At 44.6% G+C, this 17117-nt stretch carries 15 protein-coding genes; 7 read left to right on the forward strand and 8 right to left on the reverse strand.

All coding sequences use genetic code 11. The features are described 5' to 3' along the window. Positions 1 to 292: 292 nt before the first annotated feature. Complete coding sequence (locus QUA99_RS29285; RefSeq protein ID WP_333244018.1) at positions 293 to 1954, reverse strand: DUF655 domain-containing protein; 1662 nt, start codon at positions 1952 to 1954, stop codon at positions 293 to 295. Between the two features lie 190 nt (positions 1955 to 2144). Here QUA99_RS29285 and QUA99_RS29290 point away from each other — a divergent pair, with 190 nt between their 5' ends. The 3 genes from QUA99_RS29290 to QUA99_RS29300 all read left to right on the forward strand — a co-directional run bounded on the left by QUA99_RS29290 (position 2145) and on the right by QUA99_RS29300 (position 5869). Then, complete coding sequence (locus QUA99_RS29290) at positions 2145 to 2549, forward strand: DUF7682 family zinc-binding protein (RefSeq protein ID WP_333244015.1); 405 nt, start codon at positions 2145 to 2147, stop codon at positions 2547 to 2549. Between the two features lie 85 nt (positions 2550 to 2634). After that, positions 2635 to 3825, forward strand: coding sequence for a cysteine desulfurase family protein (locus QUA99_RS29295; RefSeq protein WP_333244012.1), 1191 nt, complete (start codon positions 2635 to 2637; stop codon positions 3823 to 3825). Between the two features lie 379 nt (positions 3826 to 4204). Beyond that, entirely contained in the window at positions 4205 to 5869 is a 1665-nt protein-coding gene (locus tag QUA99_RS29300; protein WP_333244009.1) for an IS1634 family transposase, read from the forward strand. 535 nt (positions 5870 to 6404) lie between these two features. Here QUA99_RS29300 and QUA99_RS29305 read toward each other — a convergent pair. Continuing rightward, positions 6405 to 6527: a hypothetical protein gene (locus tag QUA99_RS29305; RefSeq protein ID WP_333343624.1), complete on the reverse strand. Its 123-nt coding sequence runs from the start codon at positions 6525 to 6527 to the stop codon at positions 6405 to 6407. Between the two features lie 62 nt (positions 6528 to 6589). Then, positions 6590 to 9688: a C2 family cysteine protease gene (locus QUA99_RS29310; RefSeq protein ID WP_333244006.1), complete on the reverse strand. Its 3099-nt coding sequence runs from the start codon at positions 9686 to 9688 to the stop codon at positions 6590 to 6592. A gap of 283 nt (positions 9689 to 9971) precedes the next feature. Between QUA99_RS29310 and QUA99_RS29315 the strand changes: the two genes are divergently transcribed. Next, positions 9972 to 10628: a hypothetical protein gene (locus QUA99_RS29315; RefSeq protein ID WP_333244003.1), complete on the forward strand. Its 657-nt coding sequence runs from the start codon at positions 9972 to 9974 to the stop codon at positions 10626 to 10628. A 70-nt stretch (positions 10629 to 10698) separates the two neighbouring features. Here the strand turns inward: QUA99_RS29315 and thiL are convergent, their stop codons facing one another. The 3 genes from thiL to QUA99_RS29330 all read right to left on the reverse strand — a co-directional run bounded on the left by thiL (position 10699) and on the right by QUA99_RS29330 (position 13572). Beyond that, on the reverse strand, positions 10699 to 11859 hold the full coding sequence (gene thiL, locus QUA99_RS29320; protein ID WP_333244000.1) for a thiamine-phosphate kinase: 1161 nt from the start codon (positions 11857 to 11859) through the stop codon (positions 10699 to 10701). A gap of 32 nt (positions 11860 to 11891) precedes the next feature. Further along, positions 11892 to 12305: a hypothetical protein gene (locus tag QUA99_RS29325; protein ID WP_333381679.1), complete on the reverse strand. Its 414-nt coding sequence runs from the start codon at positions 12303 to 12305 to the stop codon at positions 11892 to 11894. A gap of 142 nt (positions 12306 to 12447) precedes the next feature. Continuing rightward, entirely contained in the window at positions 12448 to 13572 is a 1125-nt protein-coding gene (locus QUA99_RS29330; protein ID WP_333243995.1) for a peptidylprolyl isomerase, read from the reverse strand. A 384-nt stretch (positions 13573 to 13956) separates the two neighbouring features. On the opposite strand from QUA99_RS29330, the gene efp reads away from it, so the two are divergent. The 3 genes from efp (at position 13957) to QUA99_RS29345 (ending at position 15681) form a co-directional block, all read left to right on the forward strand. Beyond that, positions 13957 to 14514 (forward strand): elongation factor P, encoded by a 558-nt coding sequence (gene efp / locus QUA99_RS29335; protein ID WP_333243992.1) that lies wholly within the window; start codon positions 13957 to 13959, stop codon positions 14512 to 14514. Positions 14515 to 14700: 186 nt separating this feature from the next. Then, positions 14701 to 15258: an acetyl-CoA carboxylase biotin carboxyl carrier protein gene (accB, locus tag QUA99_RS29340; protein ID WP_333243989.1), complete on the forward strand. Its 558-nt coding sequence runs from the start codon at positions 14701 to 14703 to the stop codon at positions 15256 to 15258. A 30-nt stretch (positions 15259 to 15288) separates the two neighbouring features. Continuing rightward, positions 15289 to 15681, forward strand: a complete 393-nt coding sequence (locus tag QUA99_RS29345; protein WP_015175216.1) for an ArsR/SmtB family transcription factor — start codon at positions 15289 to 15291, stop codon at positions 15679 to 15681. Between the two features lie 101 nt (positions 15682 to 15782). Here QUA99_RS29345 and QUA99_RS29350 read toward each other — a convergent pair whose 3' ends face one another. Both QUA99_RS29350 and QUA99_RS29355 read right to left on the reverse strand, forming a co-directional pair. Then, positions 15783 to 16568 carry a GerMN domain-containing protein gene (locus QUA99_RS29350; protein ID WP_333243986.1) on the reverse strand — a complete coding sequence of 262 codons (786 nt, stop codon included), beginning with the start codon at positions 16566 to 16568 and terminating at the stop codon, positions 15783 to 15785. Positions 16569 to 17000: 432 nt separating this feature from the next. Further along, positions 17001 to 17117, reverse strand: a 117-nt coding sequence (locus tag QUA99_RS29355) for a photosystem II protein D1 (RefSeq protein ID WP_333154121.1), incomplete at its 5' end; no start/stop codon positions are given.

A 17117-nucleotide genomic window follows, 5' to 3' on the forward strand; every position in this document is an offset into this window, starting at 1 on the left:
CGTCCCGCCCGTCCTTTCTGGACGGGCGGGACGCCCATCCCACAAATATGTGTAAATTATTTAATTCGCGATCCTTAGTTTATAGTGTAGGTTGGGTTTCGTTTCTCAACCCAACCTACTCAATTAATTTTACACTCTATAATATAGAGTTTGATAAGAAAGAACTGAAGTCCTGAGTCCGAACTTACAGCAGATTTCACATTTATGAAGTACACCCGCCTATCGTGAGTTTCCCCCTAGGGACACGGCAGTGCCGTGTCCCTACACTTCACAAACCTGGAATACGCTGTAACTACCAAGTTACTCGACCGCGCCATTTTTCTAATAGTTTTTCCCCGACTCCCTGCACTCGTTCTGCATCCTCCAAAGAGGTAAAAGGTTGCTGTTGCCGTGCTGCAATAATTCTCTCGGCTAGCTTCGGGCCAACCCCGGGCAAAGTTTCTAATTCTTCCTGAGTCGCGGCATTCAAATTAATTAACTTTTTACCAGCACTTTGAGGTTTAGCGATCGCAGATTTTGATGCTGCTTGCAGTGAATCGCACTCTTTTTTCTTAGCGTCAATTTTTTGTTTGATTCGGGCGGGAATTCCCAAGATTGCACCTTTGTAAAGCCGATCGAACTCCCGCTCAAAATGGGCCGCAACTGTGGGACTCTCGATCGCCAGCAGCGTCTCGTCGTTCCCGTGATTTGCAGCCTCAGTCCAGTTGTGAGAACCTGTAAGCACCGTTTTGCCGTCCACAACGCCGAACTTGTGGTGCAGGCGATCGCCCATCGGTAACAGCGGCACTCCCACCGTAGTCAGCGGCTTTCTCCAAGGGCGATTGTCAGTTTCTAACTTGCAATCTTGGATGAAAGTCGCACCCATCATATCCAAACCTTCACTGTAAGAGCGATAAATAAAATTAGAGTCAATTAAAGCTCGCACGGCAACTCCTCGCCTAGCTTCAATTTCCAGAGTATTTGACAACCTTTGAGCCGAAAATACAAACAGTGCCAAATCAACCGACTTTTTCGTACTAGCCAAGGTTTTGTCAATCAAACTGTTAACGCTTTTTTCCCAAGGCAAAGTCTGGGAAGTCGGCGAAAATTGCACCGCAACTGTCGCATTTCCTATTCTCACTTTTTGCGCTTGACGAAACGGCTTTTTGATGCCAAATTTGCTGTCCGGTTTGCCTCCGGGCCCGTCGCCCCACATGATGTTAAATTCTTGAGTAAATAGTTGTGCTAATTGAGGATTTTCTATTTTCAGTAAATTGTTGGCATTGCCGCGACTTGCTGCTGTCTTGAAATCGCCGTGTATATCGCTTGTTGTAAAATTAGCAGAAGTTACTATTACTGTTTTGCCGTCAATTACTACAAATTTGTGGTGCATCAAACCGCTGCCTTTACTGCCGTCAGCAGTATCGTCAATTACAGGAATCCCGGCCTCCTTGACAATTATCAAAGCATCGCCTTGCTTGATTTCCTCGGAACTCAATTTGCCGTCTTTATTAGTATCGGCAAGTTGGACAAATTCGCTGTAGCGATCGCGCTCTCTTTCGGGTAATTTCGCTAACTCCTGGGCTGTAAAATCGCTAGGGGGACGACTGTACAGATGTTCAACAATTAATCTAACTTTAATTCCCGATCGCTGCCGATCGGCCAAAACCCTCGCAATACCGGGCAAGCGAAACTCCTGAACCGCTACATCCACCGTCGATCCAGCACTAGCTACGGCAACAGCGACCAACTTTTCTAAATCATCTCCAAATCTAGTTTGCTGGCGGTAAGGCTCTTGATAAGTCGAAGTGATCGACTGATTGAAGTATACTTGCAACAACGGGTCTTGAGGCAGTGGAGCCAGACTCAGAGGTAAATTCTGCACGTCTTGCTTTGTTTGTCCGCAGCCCGCCAGATTGATCGCCAGCAGCCCACCACAAAACAAACCGAGTAAATTATAATAAAATACACTCACAAAAATTTAAAATAATTGAGGTTATTGGCTCACCCACAGTTCAAATATATTCGATAAAGTAAACTTAGAACCTATTAAATTTATGCAAGGGAATAGATTTTGCGTCTTGTAGGACTGCCTCGATGCCGGAAGCATCACTGGTAGGGTAGCAGCATTCAGGGGCGTGGGTCAAACCCGATACCGCTGCTTTATGGCTAAAAGAAAAAGAAGTTTTCCGTGCGGTCACAAAGGATATGGTAAAGCGTGCCATCGCTGTACGCAAGAGTTAGTAGCGCAGCAGCATTACGTTGAAGTAGTGCTGACAGAAAAACAAACCAAAAAACAAGAGAGGGAAGCATCATTTGCTAGAGATATCATCGATCTCAGAGGTCTGCCCGACCACGTAGTCACTAAAGCCCGGGCAATTATAGCAGCTTTGGGCGAAAATAAGAATTACAGAGATTTCGGCGGCAAACGCCTGCGTCACAACCGTTTGATAATCAGTATTCCTGTAACCCGCAACTACAGAATGCTTTGTGAAGATTGCGGCACTTTCTTAATTCCCCAAAAAGTTTTGTCGCACGAAGACTACAACGTCTGCAAACCAGGAAGTTAGTCATCAGTTATTGGTTATTGATAGCCACTCACAACAGTCAGCAGTCAAGAGTCAACAGTCAACATTCATTCATTAGTTATTTATCATGCAAATTTACCTCGACTATAGCGCCACAACACCCGCACGCCCAGAAGCGATTCAAGCCATGCAAAAAGCTCTCACTCAGCAGTGGGGAAATCCTTCCAGCTTGCACGAGTGGGGACAAAGGGCGGCGACAGCTTTAGAATTAGCAAGAATGCAGGTTGCTAGCTTGATTAACGCCCTACCGGAATCGATAATTTTTACCAGTGGCGGCACTGAAGCGGACAATTTGGCAATTATGGGAATTGCGCGTCTTTATACAAAGCCGCAGCATATTATTATCTCCAGCGTAGAGCACTCCGCAGTAGCAGAACCGGCGCGGCAACTCGAACAGTTGGGATGGGAAGTGACGCGGCTACCAGTGGATAAATTTGGGCGCATTCACCCTTTGGATTTGCAAGAGTCGCTGCGATCGAATACAGTTTTAATTTCAATCATTTACGGACAAAGCGAAGTTGGCACGCTGCAACCAATCGAGGCATTAGGGCAAATTGCTCGCGATCGCAATATCATGTTTCATACCGATGCAGTTCAAGTTGCCGGCAAGCTGCAAATTGACGTGCAGAAACTGCCCGTAGACTTGCTTTCGGTTTCCAGTCACAAACTTTACGGGCCGCAAGGTGCAGGCGCGCTTTACGTGCGTCCGGGAGTAGAATTAGCGCCAATGTTGGGGGGCGGTGGTCAAGAATTGAAACTGCGTTCCGGGACGCAAGCGCTGCCGGTAATTGTCGGTTTTGGGGTGGCGGCGGAGTTAGCATCGCAGGAAATAGATGTGGAAACGCCGAGGTTAATTGCATTGCGCGATCGACTTTTTGACCGATTAGCCCGCGTACCCAGTTTAGTACCAACAGGCGATCGATATTGTCGGCTGCCGCACCACGTCAGTTTTTGCATCGTCTCCCCCTCCTCCCGCCCTTACCAAAAGAGAGATACAGGGCGAATCACAGGCAAAACTCTGGTGCGACAGCTAAATTTAGCAGGAATTGGCATTAGTTCCGGTTCAGCTTGTAGCAGTGGCAAACTAACTCCCAGTCCGATATTATTAGCAATGGGATATGACGAAATCGGCGCAGTTGGTGGAATTCGCTTGACTCTGGGACGAGAAACCACAGAAGCTGATATTGATTGGACAGTAATTGCGATCGAGCAAATTTTGGATAGATTAATGCCAAAGGTAGCATTATCTAGACGTTAGCAGGAAAATCTGCGCTTAAAAACCCAAGCAACCCCGTTTTTTCCCATTGCGGTCTACTGTAACCAAGTATCTCGCAAAAACCCGGTTTCTGGCCACCCGTGCACAATAAAAATCAAAGAAATTGGGTTTTTTACCGAATCGCGGACTGTCACGAAATATCTCGCAAAAACCCGGTTTCTGGCCACTTACAGTAACAATGGCTCAATTTTGGTTTGCACCTCCTCAATCACATCTTCAGATACAGCCCACATTCCGCAGGTATTTAAATAGAATTGATGGTTATAAATTTTAAAAATTCAAGCCTGAAGAGATTACTGGGTTATCTCTTCAGGCTTTTTTGAGATACAATGAACGAATGAGGAGCCAAGAGGAAAAAACCATGAATGAGCATCAAGAAGCCATAAAAGTCCTAAATTTAGACCATCTAGGAATAGTAGCAGGCATAATAGACGAGATGGAATTAGTAGAAGAAGTCAATAAAATAGTAGGAATAACATCCCAAGAAATGCTCAGCCCAGGACAAGTCATGAAAGCAATGATTTTGAATGGACTAGGATTTTTAAGCGCCCCATTATACATATTCGAGGAATTTTTCGTAGGAAAAGCAACATCACATCTAATAGGAAAGGGAATATTACCCGAACATCTAAACGACGATAGACTGGGAAGAGCCCTCGACAAATATTACCAAGTAGGAACCACAAAAATCTTCACAACAATCGCCATGAAAGCCGCCCATAAATTCCAAGTAAAAATGAACAGCATCCATTTAGATGGAAGTTCAATGTACGTACAAGGAGAATATAAAACCGAAGTTGAAAACAGCGACCAAATAGAAAAAGAGCCCGAACTAGAAACATCCGAAATGAAACCCATAGAAATAGTTCACGGATACTCGAGAGACCATCGACCAGACCTCAAACAATTTATCATAGACACGATCTTCACAGGAGATGGAGACATACCACTATATCTAAAAATAGATTCAGGAAACATCGACGACAAAAGCGTATTCGTATCAAGATTAAAAGAATTCAAAAAACAGTGGACATTTGAAGGAATCTGCGTAGCAGACAGCGCCTTATACACCAGGGAAAACCTATCAGCAATGACAGGAATCAAATGGATAACAAGAGTCCCATTAAGCATAAAATCAGCCCAAGATCAAATCGTAGATATCCAAGAAAGCGAATGGCAATCAAGCTCAAAAAAAGGATATAACATAGCCGAAAGAGCTAGCGAATATGGGAAAATCCAACAAAGATGGTTAGTCATAGAAAGTGAACTCAGGAAACAAGCAAGCATCAAACAAATAGACAAACAAGTAAACAAACAAGAATCAAGCGCCCAAGCCTCACTACGCAAGCTTTCCCGGCAAAAGTTTGCCTGTGTTGCCGATGCAGAAACCGCCATAAAAAATTTATCAGACACATGGAAATATCACCAGATTACCGAAATTGAATGTCAAGAAAAAAGCCATAAAAAACCAAAAACACCAACCAAAAAAGCTAGTAATTTAGACACAACAGCCTATCAAATAATCGGCAAAATAGAAACCAGAGCCGAAATAATATACCTCTACAAAATAAAAATAGGGAGATTTATACTGGCAACAAACATCTTAGATAAAAACGAAATAACCAACCAGCAGATATTAGAAGAATACAAAGACCAACAAAGTAACGAAAGAGGATTTAGATTTTTAAAAGACCCATTATTTTTCACATCAAGCGTCTTCGTGAAAAAACCCGAGAGAGTAGAAGCAATTGCCATGATAATGGGAGTATGTTTATTAGTATATAATCTCGCCCAAAGAAAGTTGAGACAAGAATTAGAATCAGCCAATGCCAGCATCAGAAACCAGGTCAAGAAAATGACAAATAAACCGACAATGCGGTGGGTATTTCAGATGTTTCAAGCCGTACATTTAGTCAACCTAAATGGAGCCGAACAAATAAGCAACTTAACAAAGGAACGTCGGGAGATATTAAATTATTTAGGAAAGGTTTGCGGTCAATATTATTTAATAGTTGAAGATGGGTAACTCGCTCGGAAAACAAACCGGAGAATATTGTTGAATAAATTCAAAGAGTTGGCAACATAACAATCATGTTGCCGGAATTGTGATGTCTGATTTAGGGAAAATGAGTTCAGATATTGCCGAAGGAATATATTAGGAAATATCTGTGAATTCCAATTTATTATATTTCGCCAAAATCGCAAAATAATGATACTAAAATTAGAAAAGGTAGGCACAGATATTTTTCCTACAGTGAAGGGATGAAAATCCTTAGTCATCAAAGCCAGAACTGCGGAATGTGGGATACAGACTCAACGAATCGAACACCGCGAGCTTTCCAGTCTAGACACTTGATTTGATCGGCAAGAATTACGAGAGCATCCCGATTTTGTACAGGACTTATATTGCTCGGTTTTTGGCTTCAACCGCTCGTTGCTGCATCAGACTGTTAATTGGGAGAGTGCGATCGCTTTTGCGCTCGATAGCTAGAAAACCATCTTTGTATTGTGGTACAATGTTTGCCTAAACTCACAGCAGCAGACAATACGCTGTCTACCGCTTAGGTCTTAAGCCAATACAGAACTTGCAGTTTTTCGTGACGAGTCGCGTCTTTCTCTTTCCTGAGAAGAGCTTTCAACTCTTCTTCTGTTTCCCTTATGTCAATCTTAACAACTCCTGACATTTTTCTTCCTGGGCTTGGCGTACTAGCTTACAAAAAGAACAACCATTAACTATAGCACTATTTTAGGAAAGTCGTATTATAACAGGCTTGGCGATTACAGCCGGTCCTTTGGCAATAGACACAGTTCCAAAACCTCGGCGAAACTCATCATAAGATAAGTCTATAAAACCATCCCATTTATCTTCAGTAAAGGAATCAGGCTTGTACTCAGGATTATTTACTTCTTTACCATCTTTGGTAATTTTTTCGTTCATGTATTTTTCATAATTATCCTGACCCCAGGGATTCCGCACTACCACACGCTGTTCAAGATTTGCTGTAACGTAAGCATCAGTAACTGAGTAAACATGACCGGAAATTAACTTAGAGTTTTGCGCCAAACCCTTTTTCTTGCTTGCTCCACCCGTACTTGCGGCTATATAACTATTGGGAGTATCAATTGCAGCTTTGACAATATCAAAACTGAGGGTATCAGCCCCTAAACCTGAATTTCGTTTACCATTGTTGTATTCAGTCACCGGAAAACCTGTTATCTGAAACAGGGTTTCCGTCTGGTAACCACCATTACCTAGTATATCCCAACCGTTACCGCCTTTTTCTAGTTGTTGCCAGGTTGCATAAGCTCGTTCCACCAAAGGTACCCAAATCGGCCACTTATAAGGGTTATTTGTCCACCGACCCGAAGTGAAATTCGTCCCAGGATTGCCAAGTGTATCGTGAGCATCTGCATTGGCACCAAACAAATTACTGCCAAGATCTTCACTTTTGGGACGTGTTTTATCCACTACCACGCAATTGTCAATACTCACGGATTCCCGTTTGCCAGGAGACTTGTAAAAAGACACTTTGTAGGCACCAACTCCATCCTCTTTAATCAAGTTTTGAATAATTGAACTGGTTTTGCCTGTTTCTTCTCTTTGCCCTTTAAACATTGCGCCCAAAGCGGCGAGTAGAAAACAATCTCCAAACTTCCCTTGGTCGATATGACCGATTTGGGGAGTGCCTTTTTCCCCATAACTGGGATTAGCATCAGTATCACCAAACAAAGGACTATTTAGCGGCACATAGTCAAAATTAAATTTTGTAATCTTCTTCCCTTCTTTCTCAGTGTACTCGGCTGGTGGTATGCCTAATTCACAATTACCTACGAAGAATATCGCTGTGGTTGCTTGCAATTGAGTCGCCTGGGTGTTTGGTGCTGTCCTTTTAACTACTTGGTTCGATAAATAATTAACATCCCCTGGCATTCGGAAACGCGAACCATTGTTATTAATCTTGCGAATGTCATTTAATTCTCTACTATCCACAATACCGTCATCATTTCCCGCTTCTGTGAAGATAGCTAACATATCGCGGCGGTCTAAAATACCATCATTAGATTGCTGGCGAGTCACATTCTGTAAACCTTGATCCGCTAAATTAGTGGATATCCAATCTCCACTTTCGTTAGTAGTGGTGAGGGTATAACTACCTCCCGTATTAGCTAAGGTAGTTACTCGCAGTAGGTAATTCACTCCTGGTTGTACTGTAAAACTTAACTCAGAATTGAAGTTCCCAATTTCCAAGTTAGTGTTATCGTTTTCCGAGATAATTTGGCCGGTATCGCTATTAACTAATTGCAGATAGGTATCGAATTGATTAGATGATAGATTAATCCGTGCTTTCTGACCAACATTTGTCCCAGTTAATAAATAATCATCAACGAAACTATTTGCTGTTAGGGGATTAAGTTTGTCAGTTCCGTCTATAATACCATTAACAGTTTGGTCAAGGGCGATTGTTTGTTGAGCATTAGTAGCGGCGCTCAAAACGTAGTTACCTGTAACATTTGCATCAGAACTCGTGGCTCTAACTATATACTCAACCCCAGATTGAACGGTAAAATTTAACTGGGAGTTAGTGCTAGTTACAGTGCTATCATCATTTTCGCCTAAAATTTCTCCAGTAGCAGCATTGACTAATTGCAAGTAGCTGTTAAAGTTAGGAGACGTGAGGTTAATTTGTACCTGTTGACCTACTGTTAAGGCTGTTAATCGATAATTATCGGTGAGACTACCTAAGCGTTCAGGACTATATAAATCATCAAGACTCAAAGAGCCGTTGATCGTCTTGCCAGGAGCAAGATCGCCGATAATTGGGTCAGAAGTGCTGGCAGAAAGAATGTAGTTACCAACTGACCCACCTTGAGCGTTTGTCGCCCGAATTCGATAGTCAACTCCTAGCTTTGCTTTAAAAGTTATCTCGGAGTTTTGACTATCATTTGTTGCGTCATCGTTAGCCGCGATGAGTTCACCTGTGACAGCATCTATAATCTGCAAGTAGGGGTTAAATGCTGATGAGTTAAGGTTGATTTTTACAGTTTGGTTAGCAGTAATTCCTAGTAAACCAAAATCATCAGCTAAACTACCGGGGCGTAGAGAGTTATCTTTGTCCGTATTAATATCTAAGCTACCTTCTAGGGAAGTATTAGCAAAAATCGTGGGTAGGGAGAAATCAGATTCATCTGGACGGGAATCATCATCTAATGAGACTAAACCAGTTTCATTAGTGCCTTGTTGGCCAAAATCTTCTGCCGTGATAGTGCCAATCGGTACGTTATCCAGTAATGCTAGCTCTTCCCCTGTAGTCTTTGCAGTAATAATTACTTTGTTATTACCTTCAGGTTTTAGTAAAATATCATTAAATGTTAATTCATCTGGTAGTTTGATCGTATCAATGCCATCTTGAAAATCGGTAATTTCATCACGACCTTCTCCATTTTGCCTTAAAACGAACTGGTCAGCACCTGCACCTCCTGTGAGGATGTCGGGACCTAAATCGCCAGAGAGGATATCATTGCCCTCATCGCCAAAAAGTCTATCGCTCTGTTTTCCACCAAATATCAGATCATCCCCAGCTTCGCCGCGAACGTCGTCGCGATCGTTATCGCCTCTAAGAAAATCATTACCATCACCACCAAGAAGGAAGTCATCTTCCTTGCCGCCATACAAGCTATCTTCCCCTGAACCTCCCAGGATTGAATCAAGGCCCAAATTGCCAAATAAAAGGTCGTTACTTTCAAACCCACTAATTGTATCGTTACCACCTAGTCCATAGATAGTATCTGCACCTACTGTACCTGTTAAGATTTCCGGTGTATTTTGACCAATGATTTCTATCATTATGTTGCTCGCCTAATATAAATATTTACAAGACTTACGCACACCAACCATATATGATAATGGTAACTCTAAAAAACCTAACATCCTCACAATCAGATGTCAAGGGATAGCCAGATTTATTTTTGCAGTTTGACTTACCTGGACTTATAGAACCCATTTGACATCTATTGACGCACCCTACAAAATCGGGATGCTCCCCACCAAATCTCTCGCAAAAACCCGGTTTCTGGCCACCCACCAAGCATGATAAAATAAATCCCGGTGTTATTGACAACTCCCCAAAATGGAAGAAAACCGCGCCCAAGCCTATCTGCAATTAATTCACACTCTGCTGAATGCCCCCAACGGAGACGAATCGCAAATATTACAGGATAACTCAGAATTACTCGATCGCGGTTTTCTGGAAACTTGCGAGTTAGTAGCATCAACATTGGCCGAACAAGGAGGGGAAAATGGCGCTAAATTCCTTCGACATCTAGCCCGTTACCTAGCGCAAATCCTCGATATGAACGATGACGGAGATAGCAATAACTCTGCTAGTGAAAATTTCCAAGAGTATGCAAATTTTTTTCTAGAACTATTGCAAGCAGAACAAGATAGCAAGGGGGATATAGCAGTAATTTACCCCATGCTGGAAGGGCGAAAACATCTCCTTAATGCCACTTTTGCTGAGACTTTACAGCAAGTGGCGCAGAAGTTAATTGCCGGCGAAAACTCAGAAACAATTAGGTCAATTATCGGTCTTATTGAAAATTTGAGTATTCATATTAGTGACTTTCCCAGTGGGAATAGAGCGAATAATATTGAAATTGCCATTACTGGTTATCAAATAGTTTTAAATAATCGGGAACCCGGTAGCGAAAAATGGATGCAAACTCAAAATAATCTGGCTACTGCCTACAATAACAGAGTCAACGGTTTGGGGGCGGAAAATGCGTAACGGTAAAAACCAGGCGGTTGAAACCGTGTCTACACCAACCAAATCCGCCTATGCGGACAAGCGAGATAATTCAGAAGTGTTGAAATCCTCGATCGAGCTTTAATCTAGAATCAGGGTAAATACCGCTGCTATCAGTTAACCAGATATCGGTGCTATCCGTAGCGGTTCCCACAATCGCGGCTCCATTTCCTATTTTTTCCACTAATAACTCAGCATTTGCGATCGGCAAAAACAGCACTAACTCGAAGTCTTCTCCGCCGTATAATGCCCAATCTAAAGCTTTTTCTGTTGATACTATTTCTCTGAAAATATGGGGAATTGGTATTTTTGTGCGATCGACTTTTGCGCCAACACCGCTAGCCCGACAAATTTGAATAATCGCATCTGCTAAACCGTCGCTGCTGTCCATTCCGGCGATTGCAATTGAGGATGGAACCCCCCCCGGCCCCCCCTTGCTAAGGGGGGGAGAATTGGACTCTTGCTTCCCCCCCTTAGCAAGGGGGGGAATGAGGGGGGGTTCCATCGCACGTGGAGAATTGAAATCTTGCTTCCCCCCCTTAGCAAGGGGGGGACTGAGGGGGGGTTCCATCGCACCTTCGGAACCTAGTATTTCCCAAACAACCGGCAAAACATCAAGTCTCGGTTTAGGGCGCTGGTGGGCGAGAATTAAAGAAGCTCGATCGACTTCTGAAAGATTTTGCCCGAATTGTGGATTTAACAGCAATTCTAATCCCGCGCGGGAGGCTCCGTGAACCCCAGTAGCGACAATCGCCCAGCTCGATCGCGCATTTGACCGACTAATGGTACGATCGCACTCAACTTGTCCGAAAGCCGTAATCGCCACCGTCACCACGGGCGATCGCACAACATCGCCACCGACGATCGGCGTATGATATTCTTGCAAGCAAGCCGTCATCCCCCGATAAAACTCTTCAACCCACTCCACAGCCGTATCCGCCGCCACAGCGAGGCCTACAGTCACCGCCAGAGGCTTTGCTCCCATCGCAGCCAGATCCGACAAATTTGCGGCTGCGGCGCGCCATCCTGCGTAATAAGGCCCTGTAGTGCGATCGCTAAAATGCACTCCATCCACCAGCATATCTGTAGTGATAGCGAGAGATTGGTTGGGATTTGTAGCCATGACAGCGCAATCATCACCCACTATCTCTGCGGGGCAGAATTTTTGCAATCTTCTTAAAAGACCTTGTTCACCGATATCTTTAACTTGCATAATTTGGAATTAGCCGATCGCACTTTTTCGCTTCACCATTCCTTACCGGAACTCCGAGGCAAGCGCAACCTAGGAAACCTATAAAAAGTATCTCCTTCATCATCTACCTCTAAAATCGCCGAAAAAATCTTCACTTGCCGAGTTAAATACTGCTGAGCAACTTCTGCCTCAACCCTAGCATTAGCGGCCAGTTGAATCAGCGAAACCTGACTGTTTTGAGTTTCCAACAACTGATAAAAAGCCTCATCTAACCGCTGTTTTTGCTTGCTTTCATTCACATTTTTTACAATCAACAATCCTGCGAATCCGCCCAAACCAATTACCAATAATAATTCTAAAATTGCCATACTCTCGATTAAATTCCTGATTTCAATAACGAAACTATAAAAATTATCTCTTCTTCCAGCCCGCTGAGGCTGGCTTTGTGCGTGCAGAAGCGATTTCAATCGCCTTCACCTTTATTTAGAAAAGATTTCAATGGCTGTCACTATTGATTTTTTTAGCCCGCGCAGGCGGGCTTTGTGTGTGCAGAAGCGATTTCAATCGCCTTCACTTTTGACAAGCAGCGATTTCAATCGCTGTCATTAATTAAACTTGAGGTCGCACCAAATTTTCGATTCCTTTAACTACCTTAGCAGATACAATCTTGTCTCCCTGCTTCAGTTGCTCCAAAACTTCTTTTCCTTCAATCATGTAACCAAAAACAGCATACCGGCCGTCCAACAGATTCAGGCCAGCGGGGGTGAGTTCAGGTTCAAACAAGAAAAAGAAAAACTGAGAAGAACCGCTATCAGGGTCAGTTTCTGTACGGGCCATTGCCACAGTACCGAAAGCAGAAAAAGGCAAAACAGGTTCGTCGCGATAACGCCCCGCATCTTCTAGAGTAATCCCGTAAATAGGTTCTTTTTCGTCCCTGACGAGCACTTCTAGCGGTATATTCCGGTATTTGCCAGTAGCTGGGTCAATAAAACCGACTTCCTTGCCTTCGGGGTCTCCCGTTTGCAAAACGTAGGATTCTTCCGATCGAATAAACGGCAAACCGTCATAAAAACCTCGATCGACCAAATCCACAAAATTACCCGCCGTAACCGGGGCGCTGTAGCCGTCAACCACTACAGTAATTTCCCCTTTTTCAGTTTGTACTACCACAGTAGCGCGCCCTTTGAGTTGAGGCAGATTAGCATACTTGGCCGGCACTTCAAACGGAAACTTTGTCACCATCAACTCTTCGATTTCGCCTACCGAACCTAGGATGGTGGCTTTCAAGTCAATCACTTTGTCCCTGTCTTTAGCCTCAACAGCCTTTTCCAGTTGAGCAATTCCGTCCTTGACTCCTGCAACTAGCGCCTCAGCTTCCGGCTTTTTCGCGTCGGGAATACTCTCTAAAATGTCAGATTCCCGAAGGTTGAGAATCCTGGAAGCCTTGCTGACATCGCTGCTAATGGGCCCCCAACGTTTAGATCGTATGTGGTTGCCAATGTCTTCGAGACTGATTTGCAACTCTCGCACAGTTTGATTGTCAATAGGTAAAGCCAAGCGCAGCAGCGCCCGGCCGTCCGTAATCGCATTGCCCGCAGGCATACTGCTGCTGGGGCGTTTGGCATGGGAGACTGGACTGAAACTCAGGGAGAGAGTGAACAGCAAGAGTGCTAAAGCGACGGTTTTGACCCAGCGCTTGCACGTATCGATCGAGAAATTAGGCCAATGCAACATAACTTTAACTTTTATTGCCTCTATTATCTTCCCACAGCGCTGTCGGCCTTCTATCCCTTAAATGCCCTACACAATCAGTTGGCGAACTTCCTTCCCTTGAGAGCTTTTTAGCTTTCCGTACAGCACTTGCTCCCTTTGAACGGTAAAATAAAATGCCAATTGCTTTTTGATGCCGTCAGCTAGACTGTGGCTTTAACTTGACCCGCTCAAAAACGGATACAATCCCCAGACTCCTGTCGTGGAGAGATCAAAATTTTAGACCAAGGTTCAATCTCCCAAATTCATCTGTGGAGTAAATCTAAAATCTAAAATCTAAAATCTAAAATCGACTGACTGTAGTTACCCCGTGCCGACAAGGCGACGGGATTGCCCGCAAAAATTTATATGATCTCCAGTAACGACTTTCGACCAGGTGTTTCAATTGAATGGAATAACGGCGTGTGGCGGGTTATCGAATTCCTCCACGTCAAGCCAGGAAAAGGCTCGGCTTTCGTGCGGACAAAATTAAAAAACGTCCAAACCGGAAACGTAGTAGAACAAACCTTCCGGGCGGGCGAGACGATGCCTCAAGCCAACCTGGAAAAGAGCGTGATGCAGCATACCTATAAAGAGGGCGACGAGTTCGTCTTTATGGATATGGAAACTTACGAGGAAAGTCGCCTCAATGCTAAGCAAATAGGCGATCGTGTCAAGTACCTCACTGAAGGGATGGAAGTCAATATCCTTCGCTGGAACGACCAAATCCTAGAAGTGGAACTGCCCAACTCGGTTGTCTTGGAAGTGACACAAACCGATCCAGGAGTCAAAGGAGATACTGCCACCGGCGGCAGCAAACCCGCTATCCTCTCCACCGGAGCTCAGATTATGGTGCCTCTATTTATTTCCATTGGAGAACGGATTCGGATTGATACTCGTGAAGACAAGTACCTCGGCCGAGAGTAGAAATGACGGAGGAAAAGGGAGTTTTTAGTTTTTAGTTCTGAGTTGAAGAACTCAAAATTCAATACTCATCGCTCACAGCTTAAAAACTATCCCTTTTGCCTCCAAACTCGGTGAATTCTCCTAGCTTCGCCGGATTCGGAATTTTCAATTTTCAATTTTCAATTCTTAATTACCCTTGAATCTGCTGTGCAACTAGACTTAAACCAGCTTTGCGAACTGCTAACTGTATTAGACAAAACAGGCATTTCGGAACTGACGTTAAAAAGTGGGGAACTTGAACTGACTGTACGCAAAGGCATTCTGGCAACCTCACCAGACACCTCGGCCGCTATCCCTGCAGCCGTGGCGACTGTCGCTCCGATCGCGTTGGGCGCTGTTGCTAGTCCCACCTTAGCGTCACCTCCTGCTGTTGACCAAAATGCAGGCTCGGCTCTGGCTGAGGCCCCTGCCGCCACACCTGCAGCCGTGCCTGCAGCCGTGACTGCTCCTGTCGATACCAAATGGGTGCCAATTATCTCGCCGATGGTAGGAACCTTTTACCGCGCTGCTGCTCCCGACGAGCCGCCTTTTGTGAATGTGGGCGATCGCATCAAGGTCAGCCAGACAGTCTGTATTATCGAAGCGATGAAGCTGATGAACGAGATCGATGCTGATGAAGTGTCCGGTCAAGTGATGGAAATTTTAGTTCAAAATGGCGAACCTGTCGAATACGGTCAAGTGTTGATGCGAATTAATCCGGATTGAAGGATTACTTTATTGTTATGGACAGAATAAATGCTAATATTTCCCGATCACTTCTCTCCGGTGAGTTTGATGAAGTCATCCCAGCCTGTCCCGCAAGAGGTTGTGCAACAAGTTGCTGAGTATTTCAGTATTTTGAGCGAGCCAATGCGTTTACGAATTTTGAACTTGCTTCGCGACGGCGAAAAATGCGTGCAAGAATTGGTGGAAGCTACTCAAACGAGTCAAGCCAATGTTTCTAAGCACCTAAAACTCATGCTCCAAGCTGGTATCCTCACTCGCCGGAGTGAAGGGACTTCAGCTTATTATAAGGTGCAAGACGAGTTAATTTTCGAGCTGTGTAATATGGTGTGCGATCGGCTTGCCACCCGGATCGAACAGCAAGCCCTACACTTTCGGGCATTTAGCCTGACTACCAAGCACTGAAAATTAGTTGCCATTGCTCCATCCTCAGTCCTCAGTCATGAGTCATCAGTTATCAATTCCTATTCTCGGCCTTGAGACCGATGACTAATGACTCATAATTACTAAAGGGGAAAATTTTTGTCAAAACTTTGGCGGGTACTCGGCTGAGCCACCTCCAAACCTTCGCCTCCTAAAAGTTCTAAAGGCTTGCCTTCCACTGAAATCCAAACCTTGGCATTCGGTTTTAAACTCGTAGCCGTATAGATAACTTGCCCTAACCGGCTTGTCATTGAGGTGCTGCCTCCCCCCGAAGTAAATTCGGCAGACAAATCGACATAAACTCCGTCATTCTTGACACTCAAACTCCGCAGTTTTGTCCCCTTAGGAATTTCGCTAGAAACAGTTGCATCCTTGGGCCCGGTCAACAAACTGTTAAAAGCAGCTTGTAAAGTTGCATCAGGCTTGTCAGCTTGTTTGACAGCTACTGGCGTAGGAACTCCCTCAAATTTGCCGCTGGCATCTTTAACCCAGTAGACTTGCACTGTCTGGACATCAGTCTGCTGCAAAGGCTTTGGCTGCGACGGCTTGGGAGTCTGAACCTGCGGCGTCTGAACCTGCGGTGTCTGAACCTGCGGCGTCTGAACCTGCGGTGTCTGAACCTGCGGCGTCTGAACCTGCGGCACTTGTACAGGAGTTGGAGGGGGTACGGGGATAATTACAGCAGGGGATTCCACAGGACTTGGGGGCAGCGGCGGAGCGGTAGTCTGAGCAGAAGACTGCGTATCTGCGGGGGTTGGCGAACGGTTCGCGGTCCACCAGGCAATGCCCCCACCCGCCAGTAAAGCCAACCCGCAAACACCGGCAATGACGGCTGTGGAGACGCGGCGTACTTCTTGTCCATCTTTCATAATACAAATTCTCCTTACAGATAGAGCGCTTGGGACGGTGAGGAGCGACTCCCGATCAGCTACATTTGTCTATGGTTAGATTCTGGAATTGACACAATTGCATTGCTGCTAGCGAACACTTTATAGCAAGCCCAACATATTCTGAATCCGACTATTGGAATCCTAGACCATAATATAAGATTTCGCCCGTGGAGTATGTCACAGTATCTCGATCGGCCTATTGGCTATATTCTATAGTAATCCTAAAAAATTAAAGGATAAAGGAAGAAGAAAAAAGGAAGAAGGAAGGCAAAGGATGGATGTAACAGAGGTAAGGGGGGTAGCGGAGTTAACAGATAAAAGGAAAAAGGGTGCTTAGAAAAATCAATTCGCCCAAACAAAAAGCGCCCCTATTTCTAGGAGCGCTTTTTGTTATTAATCAAAAGCTAAAACTTAGCCATTGATAGAAGGAGCAACCAAAGCTACAGGAGTGGTTTCACCAGCAGCCAAATCAAGCGGGAAGTTGTGAGCATTGCGCTCGTGCATTACTTCCATACCCAAGTTAGCGCG

This window comes from Microcoleus sp. F10-B2, assembly GCF_036704965.1.
GTDB lineage: Bacteria > Cyanobacteriota > Cyanobacteriia > Cyanobacteriales > Microcoleaceae > Microcoleus.

Coding starts and splice junctions, on each gene's coding strand:
- QUA99_RS29290 (WP_333244015.1), top strand. CDS start 2,145: ATGGCTAAAAGAAAAAGAAGTTTTCCGTGCGGTCACAAAGGATATGGT.
- QUA99_RS29295 (WP_333244012.1), top strand. CDS start 2,635: ATGCAAATTTACCTCGACTATAGCGCCACAACACCCGCACGCCCAGAA.
- QUA99_RS29300 (WP_333244009.1), top strand. CDS start 4,205: ATGAATGAGCATCAAGAAGCCATAAAAGTCCTAAATTTAGACCATCTA.
- QUA99_RS29305 (WP_333343624.1), bottom strand. CDS start 6,527: ATGTCAGGAGTTGTTAAGATTGACATAAGGGAAACAGAAGAAGAGTTG.
- QUA99_RS29310 (WP_333244006.1), bottom strand. CDS start 9,688: ATGATAGAAATCATTGGTCAAAATACACCGGAAATCTTAACAGGTACA.
- QUA99_RS29315 (WP_333244003.1), top strand. CDS start 9,972: ATGGAAGAAAACCGCGCCCAAGCCTATCTGCAATTAATTCACACTCTG.
- thiL (WP_333244000.1), bottom strand. CDS start 11,859: ATGCAAGTTAAAGATATCGGTGAACAAGGTCTTTTAAGAAGATTGCAA.
- QUA99_RS29330 (WP_333243995.1), bottom strand. CDS start 13,572: ATGTTGCATTGGCCTAATTTCTCGATCGATACGTGCAAGCGCTGGGTC.
- efp (WP_333243992.1), top strand. CDS start 13,957: ATGATCTCCAGTAACGACTTTCGACCAGGTGTTTCAATTGAATGGAAT.
- QUA99_RS29345 (WP_015175216.1), top strand. CDS start 15,289: ATGCTAATATTTCCCGATCACTTCTCTCCGGTGAGTTTGATGAAGTCA.
- QUA99_RS29350 (WP_333243986.1), bottom strand. CDS start 16,568: ATGAAAGATGGACAAGAAGTACGCCGCGTCTCCACAGCCGTCATTGCC.